The organism is Flavobacterium sp. Sr18 (genome assembly GCF_011064265.1).
Classification (GTDB): domain Bacteria; phylum Bacteroidota; class Bacteroidia; order Flavobacteriales; family Flavobacteriaceae; genus Flavobacterium; species Flavobacterium petrolei.
Genome location: NZ_CP049329.1, coordinates 1,862,469 through 1,881,256, shown reverse-complemented (window position 1 = coordinate 1,881,256; position 18,788 = coordinate 1,862,469). Strand labels below are relative to the sequence as shown.

Genomic DNA, 18,788 nt, shown 5'->3' with positions numbered 1-18,788 from the left:
TTGTATTAAAAAATTAAATTGTTTTTAGATTTGATTTGATTTGTATCTACTATATAAACAGTTGATATGCTGTCTATGGTATTTAATAGGAGCTGAATTTTGGACACATCCATAGCATCGTCATTGTTTTCTATTTTTAAAAAATAGTCTACTTTTTTAAACTCAGGAAGTAAAAAGACTTTTGTTGCCACTTCCATTGCTACGTCCAAAAATAGATTTTGAGTAGTTCCTTTTTTATATTGGACCACCTCGTTTTTATTTTGAATTAAATTCCAGGTAATGGCACTTTCCATATCATTGTAATAAAATCGGGAAAAATTAGTCTCTCCTTCTTTTATATTGATTTGAATTTCATTCTCACTTTTACTTAGGTTTATAGGCAGCTTTTGATTAATAAAAAATGCCAATCGATAGTCTTCTAAGGAAGTATGAATTGCAATAAGATAGTAATCTATTTCGTCAAATTCGCCAAGATCCAGTTTATGAATAGCCATTTCATGAAAAAATAAGATGTAAATATAGTATTTCTAACGAAGTATAAGCCCCTCAAAACGTGTTGTTTTTGTTAATTTATGAACGAAAACGATATAGTTTTATTAAAATTGGGATTATTTTCTATCCATTTTTTCTTGAAATGCAAAATAAGCACGTTGGGATGCTTTTTCTTCTGCCTTCTTTTTAGAAGTTGCTCTTGCTTTTGCAATTACTTTACTATCGATGCTCAGTTTTACACCAAACAGCCGTTGTCCGTCAATGGCATTGTCTTCAAAAATATCATAATGAAATATTTTTTTCTCTTTTTGACACCATTCTATAATCAGACTTTTGTAGCTGATTACTTTTCCTTCCAGTCTTGCAATGTCTACGTAAGGAACTATAACTCTTTTTTGAATGAATTTTTCGCAATACACATAACCTCGGTCTAGGTAAATTGCTCCGACTAATGATTCAAAAATATTACCATGAATGTTTTCGCCAAAATGCTGCAGCGGCACTTTGCTTTCAATGTATTGGACTAGATTTAGATCTTTTCCCAATTCGTTCAAGTGTTCTCGGCTCACAATTTTAGAGCGCATTTTAGTCAAATAACCTTCGTCACCTGCGGGTGCTTTATTGAATAAATGAGCAGCAATAACAGAGCTTAACATAGCGTCACCCAAAAATTCTAAACGTTCGTAATTGATTGGATTTCCTAAAATATCGAGGCGATTTGAGGAGCGATGGGTAAATGCTTTTTTATAAAAATCAAGATTTACGGGAGCAAATCCTAAGATTTTCTGAATAGAATCAAAAAAAATCCCGTCTTCTGTAGAACGGGATTTTGAAAATATTTTTCTGATTATACGCATATATAATTAGATTTCTAATTTTTTAACCAATACACAAGCATTGTGACCTCCAAAACCGAAAGTATTACTCATCACAACATTCATGTCTCTTTTCTGAGCTTTATTAAATGTAAAGTTTAGTTTAGAATCTATGTTTTCATCATCTGTAAAATGATTAATGGTAGGAGGTACTATTCCATGTTTCAGGGAAAGAATCGAAGAAATGGTTTCGACTGCTCCCGCTGCTCCAAGTAAATGGCCCGTCATGGATTTAGTTGAATTTAAGTTCATCGTGTAAGCATGTTCGCCAAAAACATGTAATATTGCCTTAGATTCCGCCATGTCACCAAGTGGTGTTGAAGTTCCGTGCATATTTACACCATCAACATCAGTTGCTTGCAAACCGGCATCTCTTAAACAGTTCAACATTACATTTTTAGCACCTAATCCTTCAGGATGTGGTGCAGTAATGTGATACGCATCAGCTGACATTCCGCCACCACCTACTTCACAATAAATTTTTGCTCCACGTGCTATTGCATGTTCGTATTCTTCGAGTACTAATGCTCCGGCTCCTTCGCCTAAGACAAAACCATCGCGATCTTTATCCATTGGTCTTGAAGCAGTTTTAGGATCATCGTTTCTGGTAGATAAAGCGTGCATAGCATTAAAACCTCCCATTCCGGCTATTGTTACTGCTGCTTCAGATCCTCCAGTGACCATGGCATCCGCATGACCTAATCGAATGTAGTTGAAAGCATCAATAATAGCATTTGTGGAAGAAGCACAAGCTGAAACAGTGGTAAAGTTCGGACCTCTGAATCCGTATTTTATAGAAATATGGCCACCGGCAATATCCGAAATCATTTTTGGTATAAAGAAAGGATTGAATTTTGGTGTGCCATCACCGGCTGCAAAGTTCAACATTTCAATTTGAAACGTTTCTAATCCGCCAATTCCTGACCCCCAAATAACTCCAACTCTGTCTTTGTCTAATTTTTCGAAATTAAAACCAGCATCAAGCACCGCTTCATCCGATGAAACCATTGCATATTGCGCATAGCGGTCCATTTTTCGGGCTTCTTTTCTGTCTAAAAAATCTTCAGCATTAAAATTTTTCAATTCGCAGGCAAATTGCGTCTTAAATTTTGAAGCATCAAAATAGGTTATTGGAGCGGCACCGCTAACCCCGTTTATAAGTCCGTTCCAAAATTCTTCAATGTTATTTCCAATAGGTGTAAGAGCGCCTAAACCTGTTACAACAACTCGTCTTAATACCATAAATTCTTTATTTTTGTTATCTTTAAACAAATAAAACCCATGCTTTCTTTACTGTATTACTATTACAAAAGAGCCATGGGTATTACAATAAATATATTTTTGATTGAAATTCAATCTCGAATTTAATTTTTAAAAAAAATAATAACACCCGATTACATAAATGCAAACGGGTGTGTACTTTATTATTTTTTAGCTTCCTCGATGTAAGAGATTGCTTGACCTACAGTAGCGATGTTTTCTGCTTGATCGTCTGGAATTTGGATGTCAAATTCTTTTTCGAATTCCATAATAAGCTCGACAGTGTCTAATGAGTCAGCTCCTAAATCATTAGTGAAGCTTGCTTCTGTTACAACTTCGTTTTCGTCAACGCCTAATTTGTCTACGATAATCGCTTTTACTCTTGATGCAATGTCTGACATAATCTTTAATTTTAGAATTTAATTTGTTGGCAAAAATAAAAAACTTTATTTTAAAACAACTATTTAGTTAATAAATGTGACATCTAATTTATGAAATTTATTTTAACAAACCCGAGACAATGTTATTTATTTTCATTTTTTATGCCTTTTTTTGTGCAATTAAAACATGCTAGGTTATGAAAAAAATTGTGCTTTTTGCTTCTGGATCGGGTACTAATGCTGAGAACATCATAAAGTATTTTGTACAATCTAAACTGGGAACCGTGGTAGCGGTATTCACAAACAACCCAAATGCCAAAGTAATTGAAAGAGTAAAAAAGTATGGGGTTCCAACACAAATTTTCTCAAAAGAACAACTTTTTGAAAGTGAAGTATTACAAAAAATAAACGTAATTCAACCTGATTTGATTGTTTTAGCTGGTTTTTTGTTGAAATTTCCAGAAAATATCATTGCAGCCTATCCGGATAAGATCATAAATATTCATCCTGCATTGTTGCCAAAGTATGGTGGAAAAGGAATGTATGGGATGAACATTCACAATGCAATTGTTGCCAATAGAGAAAAGGAAACGGGAATTACCATTCATTTTGTAAATGAAAATTATGATGAAGGAAATATTATTTTTCAACAAAATGTTGTTTTAGCGGGTGATGAAACGCCGGAAGAAGTAGCTGCAAAAATACATGAATTAGAACAAAAATATTTCCCAACAGTAATTGCGGGAATCCTAAATCAAAAATCCTAATTCATAAATGGAACACGACGTACATATATACACTGATGGTGCTGCCAAAGGGAATCCTGGAAATGGCGGTTACGGAGTGGTGATGGAATGGGTAGGGAAACCGTATAAAAAAGAATTCTATGAAGGTTTTCGTCGAACTACCAATAATAGAATGGAATTGCTGGCCGTTATTGTTGGCCTTGAAAAGTTAAAAAATCCGAATACCAGAGTTTTAGTGGTTTCTGATTCTAAATATGTAGTTGATTCGGTGGTTAAAAAATGGGTTTTAGGTTGGGAAAAAAAAGGATTTATTGATAGGAAAAATTCCGATTTGTGGAAGCGTTTTCTGGTTGTTTACAGAAAACACAAGGTAGATTTCAAATGGATCAAAGGGCATAACAATCATGTTCAAAACGAAAGGTGTGATGAATTAGCCGTTATGGCTTCGATGCAAAAACAACTTTCTGTCGATGCTTTCTATGAAGCAATTGATTCGAAATAAAAAAACAATAACGTATCAAAATATTTTTTGATACGTTATATAAAAGAATTATTTATTCTTTGTCTAATTCTTTAGCCTTGTTAAATCCAACAAGTAAACCAATTCCTGCCATTGTGATAATAATTGAAGGATAAACCGCACCATCATTCAACCCGGTGTAAGTTGTAATTAGCAAAGCAATAAAAATTCCAACTCCACTTCCTATTAATAAAAAAGCTAGATTTAGAATGAAAACTTTCCACATAGGAACGCCTTTGTCTTTTCCTTGCAAAAAAATACTGGCATCTACGCCTTTTTCAATAAGAGCTAAGCGCTCTCGGTTTCTTGTAGAATAAACAAGATAAACAATTCCAAAGATCATAAGGAAAAAACTCAAAGGGATTAAAATTTCTGGACCCATAATTTCATAATTTAAATGATTGATATTTCATATGACGAAACAGATTTGATTTAGGTTACATATCTATCAAAAAAAATAAAAAAAATATGTGTAACCCTAATAAAGACATTGTCGTCTTACTAGTATATGGATAAGTTAAGTGATCAACATTATATCAATCATATTATACAAGGGGACACAAATGTGTTTAGCGTATTGGTTGATCGTTATAAGGAAATGATTTTTACTTTGGCTCTAAAGATGATTAAAAACAGAGAAGAAGCCGAAGAGGTTTCTCAGGATACTTTTATCAAAATTTACAATTCTTTAAATAAGTTTAAAGGAGATTCTAAATTTTCTACATGGATTTATAAAATTGCTTATAATACTTGTTTAGATCGTTTGAAAAAGAATAAAAAGGAAGAGAATACTATTTTAATTGATGAATTTTCAGATAATTTAGTTAAAACTTTGGATAACGCTTTTAGTGCTTTGGAAGAGAAAGAGCGAAAACAAACAATTCAGAATTGCCTGAATTTATTATCGAGGGAAGAGAATTTTTTATTAACGTTGTATTATTTTGACGATCAGAATTTAGATGAGATTGCAAAGATTATGGATATTAATTCCAACAACGTCAAAGTAAAGTTATTCAGAAGTAGAAAAAAGTTAGCAGTAATTTTAAAAAAGCAATTGGAACCGGAAATATTGGATTATTATGCGAGAGAGCGATAAAAACATTGAAAAATTTATAGGTAAAATAATGGCGGAAAGCAATTTGGAGTCGCCGTCAATTGAATTTACTTCAAAAGTAATGTCTCAAATTTTAGTTGGCGAAAAAATTAAAATTCAACATTATACACCGTTGATTTCTAAAACTATTTGGATTGTTATCATAGGGAGTTTAATTTCTTTGATTTTCTATGCATCCTTTGGGAATGAGTCATATAATTCGGAAATAGTTCATTCGTATGTTGTAAATATTTCAAACATATTTTCAGAGTTCCATTTTTCAATAAACACAATTTATGCTATTTTAATTGTTCCTTTAATGATTTGGGTACAAATACCATTATTGAAAAATTATTATGACAAGAAGTATCAGTTGTAAAATTTGTTTTTTACAATTTTATAGAGAGTTTCTAATCGTTCGACGATAAATTTTTTTTGGTCTGATCAAAGTAGCCAAAAGTCCAAAAAACGCACTTAATTACATGAAAATCAAATTAATAAATTGGCAAAACTTTACGCTTTAGACTCTTTGCAACTTTACAACTTATAAACTATCTTTGCGCCTTAATTCGAAACGTATATAATGAATAAATTATTGATTGTTGGAACAGTAGCTTTCGACGCAATTGAAACTCCATTTGGAAAAACGGACAAAATTTTAGGTGGTGCAGCAACTTATATCGGTCTATCCGCTTCTTTTTTTAATGTACAATCTGCTATAGTTTCTGTAGTTGGTGACGATTTTCCACAAGAATATTTAGATTTATTGACCTCAAGAAACATAGATATTTCTGGTCTTGAAGTTGTAAATGGTGGGAAAACTTTCTTTTGGAGTGGTCGTTATCACAATGACTTGAATTCTAGAGATACATTGGATACTCAATTAAACGTTTTGGCTGATTTTCAACCAAAAGTTCCTCAAGACTATAAAAATGCCGAAATAGTAATGTTAGGAAACTTACATCCATTGGTACAAAGCAGTGTTTTGGACCAAATGGAGACTCAACCTAAATTGACAGTATTAGATACTATGAATTTTTGGATGGATTGTGCGTTGCCAGAATTGATGGACGTAATAAAACGTGTAGATGTAATAACCATCAATGATGAGGAAGCGAGACAACTTTCTGGAGAATATTCTTTAGTGAAAGCGGCTGCAAAAATTCAAGCGATGGGACCTAAATATGTTGTAATTAAAAAAGGGGAACACGGAGCACTTATTTTTCATAATAAAGAAGTTTTCTTTGCGCCAGCTTTACCACTTGAAGAAGTTTTTGATCCAACCGGAGCAGGAGATACTTTTGCCGGAGGATTTGCAGGATATTTAACGCAGAGCGAAAATATTTCATTCGAAAATATGAAGAACGCAATTATTCAAGGATCGAATTTGGCTTCCTTTTGTGTGGAGAAATTTGGAACCGAAAGAATGGTTGATTTAGAGAAAATAGAAGTAGTGTCCAGATTACAACAATTCAAATCACTGACTCAATTTGACATAGAATTATAATATATGGAAACCTCGGAAACGGGGTTTTTTTGTTACCAAAAATTAGCAGGGAAATTCATCTGATTTATCATTTTTTACTCAGTTGAAATTATTTTAGAATAACACAACAACACAAACAACCTTACAATGAGCGATGCTTTAAAACACGAGTGTGGTATAGCCTTAATTAGATTACTTAAACCGCTTGAATTTTACAAAGAGAAATACGGAACGGCATTTTACGGAATCCAAAAAATGTATCTTTTGATGGAAAAGCAACACAATCGCGGTCAAGATGGTGCTGGTTTTGCAAGTATTAAATTAGACGTGGAACCAGGAGAACGCTACATCAGTCGTGTTCGTTCCAATCACGCGCAACCAATCCAAGATGTTTTTGCTCAAATAAACGACAGAATAAATGAGGAAATGGCCGCTCATCCGGAATACGCAGATGATGTGGCGTTACAAAAACATAAAATTCCTTATTTAGGTGAATTGTTTTTGGGACACGTTCGTTACGGAACTTTTGGAAAAAACAGCATCGAAAGTGTTCATCCTTTTTTACGTCAGAATAACTGGATGCACAGAAACTTGATTTTGGCAGGAAACTTCAACATGACGAATGTTAAAGAGCTTTTTCAAAGTTTAGTGGAACTTGGTCAGCATCCAAAAGAAATGGCAGATACGGTAACAGTGATGGAAAAAATTGGTCATTTTCTTGATGATGCAGTAACTGATTTGTACCAAGAGTGTAAAAATGAAGGATTGACTAAGAGAGAGGCTTCACCCGTTATTGCAGAGCGATTGGATGTAGCTAAAATTTTGACCCGAGCTTCTAAAAATTTAGATGGCGGTTATGCAATGGCAGGGCTTTTGGGACATGGTGATTCATTCGTATTTAGGGATCCGGCAGGAATTCGTCCCGCTTATTTTTATCAAGATGATGAAATAGTGGTAGTGGCCTCAGAAAGACCGGTAATTCAAACGGTTTTCAATGTTCCTTTTGAAAAAGTTCAGGAAATTGAACCAGGAAATGCATTAATCATCAAGAAAAACGGAACGGTTTCTATGCAGGAAATTCTTCCGCCAACGGTTAAGAAAGCCTGTTCTTTTGAACGAATTTATTTCTCCAGAGGGAGTGACGCCGAAATATATCAAGAAAGAAAAACACTGGGAAGACTCATTCTTCCTGCGGTTTTGAAATCAATTGATCAAGATACAGACAATACAGTTTTCTCTTATATTCCAAATACGGCTGAAACTTCTTTCTACGGATTGGTAGAAGCAGCACAGGATTTCTTGAATCAAAGAAAGAACAATTATATTCTGCAAAACAGAAATACATTAACGAAGGAATCACTGCAAGAATTATTAGCAGTAAAAATTCGTACGGAAAAAGTAGCCATTAAAGATGCGAAACTTAGAACCTTTATTACAGAAGATAGCAGTCGTGACGATTTAGTTGCTCACGTATATGATGTTACATATGGTGTTATAAAATCTACGGATAATTTAGTTATTATTGATGACAGTATTGTTCGGGGAACTACCTTGAAAATGAGTATCATCAAAATGATGGATCGTTTGAATCCAAAGCGAATTGTTGTCGTTTCATCGGCACCGCAAATACGCTATCCGGATTGTTACGGAATTGACATGGCTAAACTGGAAGGTTTAGTGGCTTTCAAAGCAGCATTAGAATTACTTAAAGAAAGAAACTTGTATCATATTGTTGATGAAGTGTATGCGAAATGTAAAGCGCAGGAAAATTTCAAGGACAGTGAAGTGGTAAATTATGTTACGGCAATTTATGCGCCTTTTGAAGCACAAGAGGTTTCGGATAAAATTGCTGAAATGTTGAGTTCACCAGAAATTAAAGCCGAAGTGAAAATTATTTTCCAAACTGTAGAAGATTTACACATTGCTTGTCCTAAGAATTTAGGAGATTGGTATTTTACTGGAGACTATCCTACGCCAGGAGGAAACCGAGTAGTAAACCGAGCATTCATGAACTTTTATGAAGGAAAAGACGCCAGAGCATATTAATATTTGGCCTGATGGGGTTTTAATCGGTTTTCTAAGTTGTTCATCTAATTTATTTGGTAGCAACGGAGAACTACTATAATTTTGAGTCACCATAATATTAGTAGGTTAAGTTTATGGTAGATTTGGGGCAAAAAGGGTGGAAGAGATTCCACCTTTTTTATTGGAATAAAGTGAGGTAAAAAGAAAATAGAATAGAAGAAATAGAATAGAAGAAAGAGAATAGAAAAAAGACGAATAAGCCAAGAGTTTATTCGTCTTTTTTGATATAAAATGTGGGCAAACTATAAGGCATAAAAAAAATAGACAAATTAACTTTTAAGTTATTTTGTCTATTCTCTATATTCTAATCTCTTAAAAGACTATTTCTCTAGAGCAAATCTTCTTGAAACTTCAGTCCAGTTAATTACATTGAAAAAAGCCTCAATATAATCGGGTCTTCTGTTTTGATAATGCAAATAGTATGCATGTTCCCAAACATCCATTGCTAAAATTGGAGTTCCGCCACAACCTACACCAGGCATCAATGGATTGTCTTGGTTTGGAGTACCGCAAACTTCTAATTTTCCACCTTTATGAACACAAAGCCAAGCCCATCCAGAACCAAATTGTGTTGCTCCAGCTTTGCTGAAACTTGCTTTAAATTCTTCAAAAGTTCCAAAAGAAGCTTCAATCGCAGCCAATAAATCTCCAGTTGGAAGTCCACCACCGTCTGGTGTCATAACCGTCCAAAACAAATTATGATTATAAAAACCACCACCATTGTTTCGAACTGGCATGTTTTTCATATCAAGATTAATCAAAATATTTTCGATGGTCTTACCTTCCATATCCGTACCTGCAATTGCAGCATTCACGTTGGTAATGTAAGCGTTGTGATGTTTCGTGTGATGAATTTCCATCGTGCGCGCATCAATATAAGGTTCTAATGCGTCATACGCATAAGGTAATTGTGGTAATTCAAAAGCCATAATATGATTGTTTAATGATTTATAAATATTTATTCAAATTTAAACATTAAACTTTGGAAACGGAAATTCTATTTCGTTATAATTTCATTAAATTAATTGATAGTGTGCTCTTTGGAGTTGTAACAGACTTATTTTCAGGAGCTATTTCCTGCTTTCCGCTACAAATGAAATTCACTGAACACCAATTAAAATAAAAGTATAGTGAAGTAATCTTTTTATTCGCCGAAAAGGCTCATAAAAAGGATTTCCACTTCAAACGAAGTTCACTGAACTCCTATGAGAATAAAAGTTAGGTGAAGTAATCAGGGCTAAAAAGCGGTTGTGCTTTAAATGGTCATTTTGTCTTAAACACCCGTTTTAGAACCAAAATTTCTAAATTATGATTGCGCCATTGCCATACATACAATGCTAATTTTTGCGCCAGGAATTTTCAGTAATGCTCTGGAACAAGCTTCCAGTGTTGATCCTGTTGTGATGACGTCATCTATTAAAAGGAAATGTTTATTGTGGTCTTTTTCAGTAAAGGAAACATCAAAAGTGCTTTCGATTCCTTCTGTCCTGCCTAATAAATTTTTCTTAGATTGTGTTTTCGAGTACACATTTCGAACCAAAATAGAACCATTATAATCGATATTTAAACCTGATGAAAGTGCTTTTCCAAAAGCAGTAACTTGATTGTATCCTCTTTCTTTTAGTTTTCTTCGGTGCAATGGAACAGGAACAATTTCATCAACAGATTGTAATAAATCGATCGTTTTTAAATCTTCAGCGTACCATTCGCCAAGAATTGCCCCTATTTCTTCATGTCCTTTGTATTTTAAATTATGAATGAGCTCCTGTACAATTCCCTTTTTATGAAAATAAAATAAGGCCGAAGTATGCATTACAGGAATTCGTCCATAAAACTTTTTGAAAGCATCATTTTCTGGATTCAAGTGATGATTCGTCAGCGGAATTTCGTGTCGGCAAACCGTGCAAATTACATTTTCATTGGACAATAAAAAAGAGCTGCAACCGGAACAGACTTTTGGAAAAAACAGATTAATAATGCTTTCAAACATGTAATCAGGGATTTATTTATAAAAATAGACAAATCAATGCTTCAATCTTTAACAATTTTCTTTTTTTTAAGTTCACTTTTTATATTTTTGCATCATTATGGCAAAACAAGAAGATTTATTTAAGAATGTAGTTTCGCACGCAAAAGAATACGGATTTATTTTTCCGTCAAGCGAAATATACGATGGTTTAAGTGCAGTCTATGATTATGCACAAAACGGAGTAGAATTAAAAAAGAACATACGCGAATATTGGTGGAAAGCAATGGTTCAAATGAACGATAACATTGTGGGTCTTGACGCTGCAATATTGATGCACCCAACCACTTGGAAAGCATCTGGCCACGTTGATGCTTTTAATGATCCATTGATTGACAACAAAGATTCGAAAAGAAGATATAGAGCCGATGTTTTGATTGAAGATTATGCTGAAAAGCTAAATCAAAAAGCAATAAAAGAAATCGAAAAAGCACGTGCTCGTTTTGGTGATGCTTTCAACGAACAGGAATTTGTTACGACAAATGCTCGTGTTATGGAGTACAAAGCTAAAGAAAGAGAAATTCTGGAAAGAATGGCGCGTTCTTTAGGAAACGAAGATTTGGAAGATGTAAAAGCATTAATCGAAGAATTAGAAATTGCTTGTCCGGAATCAGGTTCAAGAAACTGGACTGAAGTGCGTCAATTCAACTTGATGTTTGGAACAAAACTTGGTGCATCAGCAGATTCAGCAATGGATTTATATTTGCGTCCGGAAACCGCTCAAGGTATTTTTGTCAATTTCTTAAATGTTCAAAAATCAGGAAGAATGAAAGTTCCTTTTGGAATTGCACAAACTGGAAAAGCGTTCAGAAATGAAATCGTTGCGAGACAATTTATTTTCCGCATGCGCGAGTTTGAACAAATGGAAATGCAATTTTTTGTACGTCCAGGCGAAGAAATGAAGCATTATGAATTCTGGAAAGAAGCTCGTTTGAAATGGCATTTATCTCTTGGTTTAGGAAGAGAAAATTATCGTTTCCACGATCACGAAAAATTAGCGCATTATGCGAATGCTGCGGCTGATATTGAGTTTAATTTCCCTTTTGGATTCAAAGAATTAGAAGGAATTCACTCGAGAACTGATTTCGATTTGAAAGCACACGAACAATTCTCGGGTAGAAAATTACAGTATTTTGATGCTGAATTGAACCAGAATTATGTTCCTTATGTTGTGGAAACTTCAGTAGGATTAGACAGAATGTTTTTGGCAGTTTTTGCGACTTCATTAAAAGAAGAAACGTTAGAAGATGGTTCAACAAGGACAGTACTGAAATTACCTTCGGTTCTGGCTCCAACAAAAGCGGCTATTTTACCATTAGTTAAAAAAGACGGATTACCAGAAATCGCCCACAAAATCATTGACGATTTACGTTGGGATTTCAATGTGGCATATGATGAAAAAGATGCGGTAGGAAGACGTTATAGAAGACAAGATGCATTAGGGACTCCATTTTGTATTACTGTTGACCATCAAACAATAGAAGATCAAACGGTAACAATTCGTCATAGAGACACCATGAAACAAGATCGTGTGGCTATTGCAGACTTGAAATCCATTATCGAGAATGAGGTTTCAATGAAAAACTGGTTAATGAAAATGTAATTATTTTTGATTTATATAAAAAAAAGCTTCTCAATTGAGAAGCTTTTTTATGTTTTTAAAATCGGTAACCTAAAGTTATTCCGCCTCGACCAACAACCTCAGGGCTATTATCACTAAATAAATTGCGTCCTATTCCAGCATTGATTTCAAAGACAAATCCTTTTCTATGAATCCATTTGGATCCAAGACCAAAACCAAGAGCAAAATCAGTATAACGCTCTTCGTCGATATTGGTTAAATTTCCATTATTATCATAATAATACGTTTTATTATTGACACCAGCATTTATCATACTAAAACCTTCTACAAAAAAACCAGCTGCTGGTTTTTTTCCAAAATAAGCTCTGTAATATGGCGTAAGGCTAAAGTTAGTGTTTATGTCATCTTCATTTATGAAAAAGAGGGAGGCTCCAACACCGGCATCCTCATTAATTAGACGTTCATACGTTACTTCTACTGCGCCTAGTACTAAAAAAAGAGCATTTCCTTTTAATTCATTTCTTTTGAAATTTGTGGTTTCTTTTTCTTGGCTAAAACCCAAAAAAGAGGAAGTTAAGCATAGTAAGGCAAAAAGGTTTTTCATAGGGTTGTTTTTTTTGGATAAAAGTAAGATAAATTTGTAAAAAAAGCATTCTTAGTACATCAATTATTTTAGGTATTCATTGATTATTAGAAATGTGGCTAGCATAATAATTTGACATTTCGTTAGGACTAATAAAGCAATCACTCAGCCAATTATTAAAAGGGGTTCTACAATTTAGAGTACTAATAAATCCTTTTGTCAAAAAACAAATCAAATATTTTTAATGTGTAGCAAAAAAGATAACCTTAGGCCTTTTAGCAAACAGTTAGTTATAATAGAGCTCCATAACATTCGATTGTATTTCCTTCTTACTATTTATTTATGGAATTGTAATGCTAACAGTTTTCATAACAGGATTAAAAATTTGGTTTAAAGTAGTAATCTATTTTTATTACTTGTTATTTCATACTTTTGTTGATACAATTTCCTTAATGAAAACTAATTACATTTGAGTCTATTGTATATTTCATTTTAATGTAGGCTATAATCTATTCCAGAAAAAAACCAGATGAATTATTCGTACGTTATTATTGACGATGATCAAGAAAGTATTTTGAAAACTAAAGCAATTGCAGATGGTTTTTCAGAACTTTCCTTTATTGGCTCCGTACAAAATGCTGTGGATGGTTTAAACCTTATTTTAGAAAAAAAACCGGAAATAATTTTTCTTGAAATTGATCCAGTACATGTGGACTCTAATTTATCACTTGGTTTTATTGATACTTTACACAAATATTTAACGATACTTCCCAAGATTATTGTGACTACGCAAGAAAAGAATTTGGCTTTTGATTCTTTTCAATATGAAGTGAAAGAGTACTTATTGAAGCCGGTAACTCAATCGGATATTATAAAATTGATGTTGAGGTTAAATAAATCAAAAAGGGAAGAAGAAATAGGGATTGTCGAACGAGCAAAACATGTTGGTAATTCTCTATTTTCATCGGAACAAAAAATGCCAAATGAATTACATCCTTTACGATTGTGTATCAAATCCTATGGAGATCACAGGTATATTGATGCTAAAGACATTTGTTTCTTCCAAGCAGATAATAATTCTACAGACATTCATTTGAATAACGGTGAAATGATAACGGCTTTCAAAACACTAAAATATTTTGAAGCGGTATTATCCTATCCTTTTATTAGGATTCATAAAAGTTATATTGTAAATCGAAACTATATTTCTCGAATCCACAATGGAAACTCAGTTTGTTATATAAAAAACACCAATTCAAGATTGCCTTTTTCTAAATTGTACAAAGGTAATGTTGATCAAGTTATTTCTGATTTTGCTAATGGAAATTACCTAGAAATTTAAAATAATGCAGTTTACCCTAATTTGATACCTGTACACTACCAATTGAATATGTTCTACCACTAACCCTTTTTTAGGTGTTGTTTTTTGGGATATGCGAAGTAGTTTTACATCATGATACAGTGATAATCACCATCATAACAAATGTAAAAACAACAAAAACATAAAATCCCCAAATTATGAAAAAAGCAATAGTAACAATCGGATTATTTTCTTTAGTGATGGTATTAACTTCTTTTACTTCAAATGAAGAAATCACCTCAGTAACAAAAAAAGACAATAAAGCAGAGGTTTTTAAAATCGAAAATGTAAAATTGGAGATTAACGGGGCACAATCTGTAGGTGGGAACAAGAAAATGGATTAGTAGACTTTTTAAATATATTAAAAAGGTTGCCAAAGAAATTTGGCAACCTTTTTTTATGGGACTAATTTTATTTTGTTATTTTTGAAAGAACTATATTCTCTCTATTGAAATTTATCTCATCTATATTACTTGTTGTTGTACTCTTTTTTTTTGGTTGTAACCAAAAGAAAAAAGTTTCCTTTATTAATGAGGGTTCAGAAGACACACTCTCTTCTTATTTTTCTTTGGCAAATGATTTCGATTTGTCTCCTCAGTTGAGAGAGATATATATAAAAAAAGCATCAAAAATTGTTGCAGGTCAAGAAAATGACTCGTTGCATCGAGTAAATTTATTTAAAATTGCTAATCGATATTACAATTTAGACAAATTTGAAGAGTATAAAAAAACAGTGTTTGTGGTGCTGAAAAAATCTGAAGAGAAACAGGATTTTATTAGTCTTGCAAAGGGCTATACTTATTTAGCGGATTATTATGATTCTCAAGCAGTATCGGATAGTTCTTTTTTATATTATGACAAAGCAGAGAAAATGTATCTTGAATTAGAAGACAAGACTAATCAAGCGAGAATAATTTTAAATAAAGCCAATCTACAGTATAAAGAAAGTGATTTTTTAGCAAGTGAAATAATGGTATTCAAAGCTTTGGCAGCAATAAAAAGTATTAAGGCTAATAATATTCAATACGATGCCTATAATCTTCTTGGTGCGATATACAATGAGTTAGATGATTTTGATAATGCAATGACCTATCATAAGAAAGCATTGTCTAGTATTGATGATGAGTTGACGGCTTCTTTTTATCAACCGAAAGCGACTTCTTATAATAATATTGGTTACGCTTATCTCAAAAACGATAATTACGAGCAGGCTAAAAAGTATTTTCAAAAGGGATTAGAGCAGGAAAATGTGTTTAAGGATAAGCCTTCATTATATGCAATGTTAGTAGATAATTTAGCCTACTCTGAGTTTAAACTTAATGAAATGGAGGGTCTTCCTGATTTATTTTATAAATCATTAAAAATCAGAGATGATTTGCAACTTACAACGGGTATTATTGCAAGTAAATTGAACTTGTCGGAGTATTTTATTTCTGTGAAAAACATTCCAAAAGCAGGTCAATATGCCAAAGAAGCATTGGCATTATCACAAGAGACAAATAATTATCGCAATATTTTAATATCTTTAAAGCATTTGTCCATCATTGAGCCTCAAAATGCTGCGATTTATTCTAAAGAATACATTAGTGTCAATGAAAAACTTCAAAAATCAGAGCGAAAAATAGGGAATAAATTCTCCCGTATCGAATTTGAAACAGAAGAGGTGAAGGAAAAAAACTCCAATTTGACGACTAAAAACAGGAATCTGTTGTATGCTTTACTTTCTTTTACAGTGTTTGGATTGTTTCTGTATATCGTAAAGACACAAAAAAATAAGAATAAAGTACTTGTTTACAAACAAAGGCAACAAAAAGCCAATGAAGATATTTATAATTTAATGATTTCCCAGCAAAGTACTATTGAGACCGGAAGAGTTAAAGAGAAAAAAAGAGTTGCCCAGGAATTGCATGACGGTGTTTTAGGTAGGATGTTTGGTTTGCGGATTAATCTGGACAGTCTAAATAAATTTGATGATACCATCGCCGTTGAAAAAAGAAATAATTACCTGCTGGAATTAAAGAATATTGAACAGGACATACGTGAGATTTCCCATGATTTGAGTAGGGAAAAATCAGAATTAATTAATAACTTTGTAGCCATTCTAAACGACTTATTTGAGGACCAAAAGAAAACCTTTGAATCTAAGTTGATTCTAAGTATTGATCCAGCTATTAAGTGGGATTTAATGAGTAACTCGACTAAAATTAATTTATATCGAATTATTCAGGAGTGTTTGCAAAATATTAATAAATATGCCAATGCAGATACCATTACCATAAAATTTAAGAAAGCCGAAAATAATCTTGTTCTGGAAATTATCGATGATGGAATAGGTTTTAATGTGAACAGATCAAAAAAAGGAATAGGTTTACAAAACATCCGTTCTAGAGCCCATGAATGTAACGGTACGGTTGAAATAAATTCAAAAATGGGAGAAGGCACAGTTATTGCAGTCAAAATTGCGTTAGAATAAATATAAACACTTACAAATAAATGACAATTGATTCAACTGCAGACATCATAATCAAAAATAACATATTGATTGTTGATGACCATCCTTTTATAATTGAAGGATATAAAAATGCAATAACACGGTACCATCCAGATCAATATCATTTTTGTATTGATCAGGCTAAAGATTGTCAATCCGCATATGACATTATTACTAATCCGGATACGCCTCTATTTGACATCGCTTTTTTGGATATTAGCATGCCGCCGTATGCAGAAAAAAACATTTATTCTGGGGAGGATTTAGCAAAATTATTATCGCAATATATGCCGAATTGCAAAATTATTTTGTTAACCATGTTTACGGAGCTATTAAATATAAAAACCATTATAAAGACTATAAATCCGAGTGGGCTGGTTATAAAAAATGATTTAACGTTTGATGAATTACTTTTTGCATTCGATAAAGTTTTAAAAAACAACAAATATTACAGTGAGTCGGTTTTGAAAATGCTGAATCAATCTGAAGAAAATACGATACAAATTGATCAATTTGATAAACAAATTTTATTTCATTTATCAAAAGGTACTAAGTTAAACGAAATTACGCAATACATCCCGATTTCATTAGTCGCAATTGAAAGAAGAAAACTTAACCTAAAAGAGTTATTAAAGATAGAAGGCGGTAGCGATATCGACTTAGTCCGTGAGGCAAAAAATAAAGGATTGCTTTTCTAAATTTTCTTAAATAAAAAACGACACCTAGTAAGTGTCGTTTTTTGTGTTTTTTAATGAATTTTTATTCAGTTAGAGCATCCCAACCACGTGCTTTTAAAGCAATTTTGGTATTGGCACGAGTTACCAAATGAATACCTTCACTTTCTTGTGTCATATGGCCAATAATTGTGAAATTTGGATTTGCTTTGATTTTTTCAAAATCTTCCATGGCAATGGTGAAAAGCAATTCGTAATCTTCTCCTCCGTTTATGGCAACTGTTGTACTGTCGATATTGAATTCTTCACAAACATTAATAAATGTTGGATCGATAGGTAATTTATCCTCATATAAATTACAACCCACTTTGGACTGTTTGCACAAATGCATAATTTCAGATGACAATCCATCCGATATATCAATCATTGAAGTTGGTTTTATTTCTAAAGCATGTAATAAAGTACGAACATCTTTACGTGCTTCCGGCTTCAATTGACGTTCGATTAAATACGTATATGCATCTAAATCCGGTTGTGAATTTGGATTAACTTGAAAAACTTGCTTTTCACGTTCCAAAACTTGTAATCCCATGTAAGCAGCACCAATATCACCGGTAACCACTAATAAATCAGTTTCTTTGGCGCCGTTTCTGTACACAATTTCTTCTTCATCTGCTTCGCCAATAGCGGTAATGCTGATAATTAATCCCTTTTGGGAAGAAGTCGTATCACCACCTATAACATCGACATTATATTCGCGGGCTGCATGCGTAATTCCTTCAAATAATTCATCCAACGCTTCCAGTGGAAAACGATTGGATACCGCAACAGAAACTGTTATTTGTGTTGGCTTAGCATTCATCGCGCAAATGTCAGAAACATTGACTACAACTGCTTTATAGCCCAAATGTTTTAATGGCATGTAAGCCAAATCAAAATGTACTCCTTCAATCAGTAAATCCGTAGAGATAACGACCTTTTTATCTTTGAAGTCCAAAACTGCAGCATCATCGCCAATCCCTTTTAGAGTAGAAGGTTGATTGATTTCAAAGTTTTTTGTTAAATGGTCTATCAATCCAAATTCTCCTAATTGGGCAATACTTGTACGTTGTGGGGTTTTATCTTCGATCATTAT

Annotated in this window: 20 protein-coding genes; 11 read left to right on the top strand and 9 right to left on the bottom strand. The window is 33.1% G+C overall.

Annotated features, from left to right (window positions below):
• Nucleotides 1-5 precede the first annotated feature (5 nt).
• From G7A72_RS08345 to G7A72_RS08330, 4 genes are all read right to left on the bottom strand, one after another.
• The gene (locus G7A72_RS08345) at nt 6-494 is read right to left on the bottom strand and encodes an IPExxxVDY family protein (protein ID WP_165152132.1); all 489 of its coding nucleotides are present in this window, start codon (nt 492-494) and stop codon (nt 6-8) included.
• A gap of 114 nt (nt 495-608) precedes the next feature.
• The gene (locus G7A72_RS08340; RefSeq protein ID WP_165152131.1) at nt 609-1,349 is read right to left on the bottom strand and encodes a ribonuclease III family protein; all 741 of its coding nucleotides are present in this window, start codon (nt 1,347-1,349) and stop codon (nt 609-611) included.
• A 6-nt stretch (nt 1,350-1,355) separates the two neighbouring features.
• The gene (gene fabF / locus G7A72_RS08335) at nt 1,356-2,609 is read right to left on the bottom strand and encodes a beta-ketoacyl-ACP synthase II (RefSeq protein ID WP_113665460.1); all 1,254 of its coding nucleotides are present in this window, start codon (nt 2,607-2,609) and stop codon (nt 1,356-1,358) included.
• A 182-nt stretch (nt 2,610-2,791) separates the two neighbouring features.
• On the bottom strand, nt 2,792-3,028 hold the full coding sequence (locus tag G7A72_RS08330) for an acyl carrier protein (RefSeq protein ID WP_007137004.1): 237 nt from the start codon (nt 3,026-3,028) through the stop codon (nt 2,792-2,794).
• A 176-nt stretch (nt 3,029-3,204) separates the two neighbouring features.
• Between G7A72_RS08330 and G7A72_RS08325 the strand changes: the two genes are divergently transcribed.
• Nucleotides 3,205-3,774, top strand: a complete 570-nt coding sequence (locus G7A72_RS08325) for a phosphoribosylglycinamide formyltransferase (protein WP_165152130.1) — start codon at nt 3,205-3,207, stop codon at nt 3,772-3,774.
• Nucleotides 3,775-3,781: 7 nt separating this feature from the next.
• On the top strand, nt 3,782-4,255 hold the full coding sequence (rnhA, locus tag G7A72_RS08320) for a ribonuclease HI (protein WP_165152129.1): 474 nt from the start codon (nt 3,782-3,784) through the stop codon (nt 4,253-4,255).
• Nucleotides 4,256-4,307: 52 nt separating this feature from the next.
• Here the strand turns inward: rnhA and G7A72_RS08315 are convergent, their stop codons facing one another.
• The gene (locus tag G7A72_RS08315; protein WP_165152128.1) at nt 4,308-4,655 is read right to left on the bottom strand and encodes a DUF6249 domain-containing protein; all 348 of its coding nucleotides are present in this window, start codon (nt 4,653-4,655) and stop codon (nt 4,308-4,310) included.
• Nucleotides 4,656-4,781: 126 nt separating this feature from the next.
• Between G7A72_RS08315 and G7A72_RS08310 the strand changes: the two genes are divergently transcribed.
• The 4 genes from G7A72_RS08310 to G7A72_RS08295 all read left to right on the top strand — a co-directional run bounded on the left by G7A72_RS08310 (nt 4,782) and on the right by G7A72_RS08295 (nt 8,898).
• Nucleotides 4,782-5,369: an RNA polymerase sigma factor gene (locus tag G7A72_RS08310; protein ID WP_165152127.1), complete on the top strand. Its 588-nt coding sequence runs from the start codon at nt 4,782-4,784 to the stop codon at nt 5,367-5,369.
• Between the two features lie 79 nt (nt 5,370-5,448).
• A complete protein-coding gene (locus G7A72_RS08305) occupies nt 5,449-5,745 on the top strand; it encodes a hypothetical protein (protein WP_241258600.1) in 297 nt (98 codons plus the stop codon).
• 204 nt (nt 5,746-5,949) lie between these two features.
• Nucleotides 5,950-6,873 (top strand): PfkB family carbohydrate kinase, encoded by a 924-nt coding sequence (locus G7A72_RS08300; RefSeq protein WP_165152125.1) that lies wholly within the window; start codon nt 5,950-5,952, stop codon nt 6,871-6,873.
• A gap of 126 nt (nt 6,874-6,999) precedes the next feature.
• A complete protein-coding gene (locus G7A72_RS08295; protein WP_165152124.1) occupies nt 7,000-8,898 on the top strand; it encodes an amidophosphoribosyltransferase in 1,899 nt (632 codons plus the stop codon).
• A gap of 359 nt (nt 8,899-9,257) precedes the next feature.
• Here the strand turns inward: G7A72_RS08295 and G7A72_RS08290 are convergent, their stop codons facing one another.
• Both G7A72_RS08290 and G7A72_RS08285 read right to left on the bottom strand, forming a co-directional pair.
• Nucleotides 9,258-9,866 (bottom strand): superoxide dismutase, encoded by a 609-nt coding sequence (locus tag G7A72_RS08290; RefSeq protein WP_113664874.1) that lies wholly within the window; start codon nt 9,864-9,866, stop codon nt 9,258-9,260.
• A 377-nt stretch (nt 9,867-10,243) separates the two neighbouring features.
• On the bottom strand, nt 10,244-10,927 hold the full coding sequence (locus G7A72_RS08285; RefSeq protein WP_165152123.1) for a ComF family protein: 684 nt from the start codon (nt 10,925-10,927) through the stop codon (nt 10,244-10,246).
• Between the two features lie 97 nt (nt 10,928-11,024).
• On the opposite strand from G7A72_RS08285, the gene G7A72_RS08280 reads away from it, so the two are divergent.
• Nucleotides 11,025-12,566 (top strand): glycine--tRNA ligase, encoded by a 1,542-nt coding sequence (locus G7A72_RS08280; protein WP_165152122.1) that lies wholly within the window; start codon nt 11,025-11,027, stop codon nt 12,564-12,566.
• Nucleotides 12,567-12,621: 55 nt separating this feature from the next.
• On the opposite strand, the gene G7A72_RS08275 is transcribed toward G7A72_RS08280, so the two are convergent.
• Nucleotides 12,622-13,149: a DUF3575 domain-containing protein gene (locus G7A72_RS08275; RefSeq protein ID WP_165152121.1), complete on the bottom strand. Its 528-nt coding sequence runs from the start codon at nt 13,147-13,149 to the stop codon at nt 12,622-12,624.
• 508 nt (nt 13,150-13,657) lie between these two features.
• On the opposite strand from G7A72_RS08275, the gene G7A72_RS08270 reads away from it, so the two are divergent.
• The 4 genes from G7A72_RS08270 to G7A72_RS08255 all read left to right on the top strand — a co-directional run bounded on the left by G7A72_RS08270 (nt 13,658) and on the right by G7A72_RS08255 (nt 17,677).
• Nucleotides 13,658-14,470, top strand: coding sequence for a LytTR family DNA-binding domain-containing protein (locus G7A72_RS08270; protein WP_113664878.1), 813 nt, complete (start codon nt 13,658-13,660; stop codon nt 14,468-14,470).
• A 176-nt stretch (nt 14,471-14,646) separates the two neighbouring features.
• The gene (locus G7A72_RS08265) at nt 14,647-14,832 is read left to right on the top strand and encodes a hypothetical protein (RefSeq protein ID WP_113664879.1); all 186 of its coding nucleotides are present in this window, start codon (nt 14,647-14,649) and stop codon (nt 14,830-14,832) included.
• A 104-nt stretch (nt 14,833-14,936) separates the two neighbouring features.
• Complete coding sequence (locus G7A72_RS08260) at nt 14,937-16,961, top strand: tetratricopeptide repeat protein (RefSeq protein ID WP_113664880.1); 2,025 nt, start codon at nt 14,937-14,939, stop codon at nt 16,959-16,961.
• 20 nt (nt 16,962-16,981) lie between these two features.
• Nucleotides 16,982-17,677 (top strand): response regulator, encoded by a 696-nt coding sequence (locus G7A72_RS08255; protein ID WP_113664881.1) that lies wholly within the window; start codon nt 16,982-16,984, stop codon nt 17,675-17,677.
• A gap of 61 nt (nt 17,678-17,738) precedes the next feature.
• Here G7A72_RS08255 and thiL read toward each other — a convergent pair whose 3' ends face one another.
• Nucleotides 17,739-18,785 carry a thiamine-phosphate kinase gene (gene thiL / locus G7A72_RS08250; protein ID WP_165152120.1) on the bottom strand — a complete coding sequence of 349 codons (1,047 nt, stop codon included), beginning with the start codon at nt 18,783-18,785 and terminating at the stop codon, nt 17,739-17,741.
• Between the last annotated feature and the right edge of the window lie 3 nt (nt 18,786-18,788).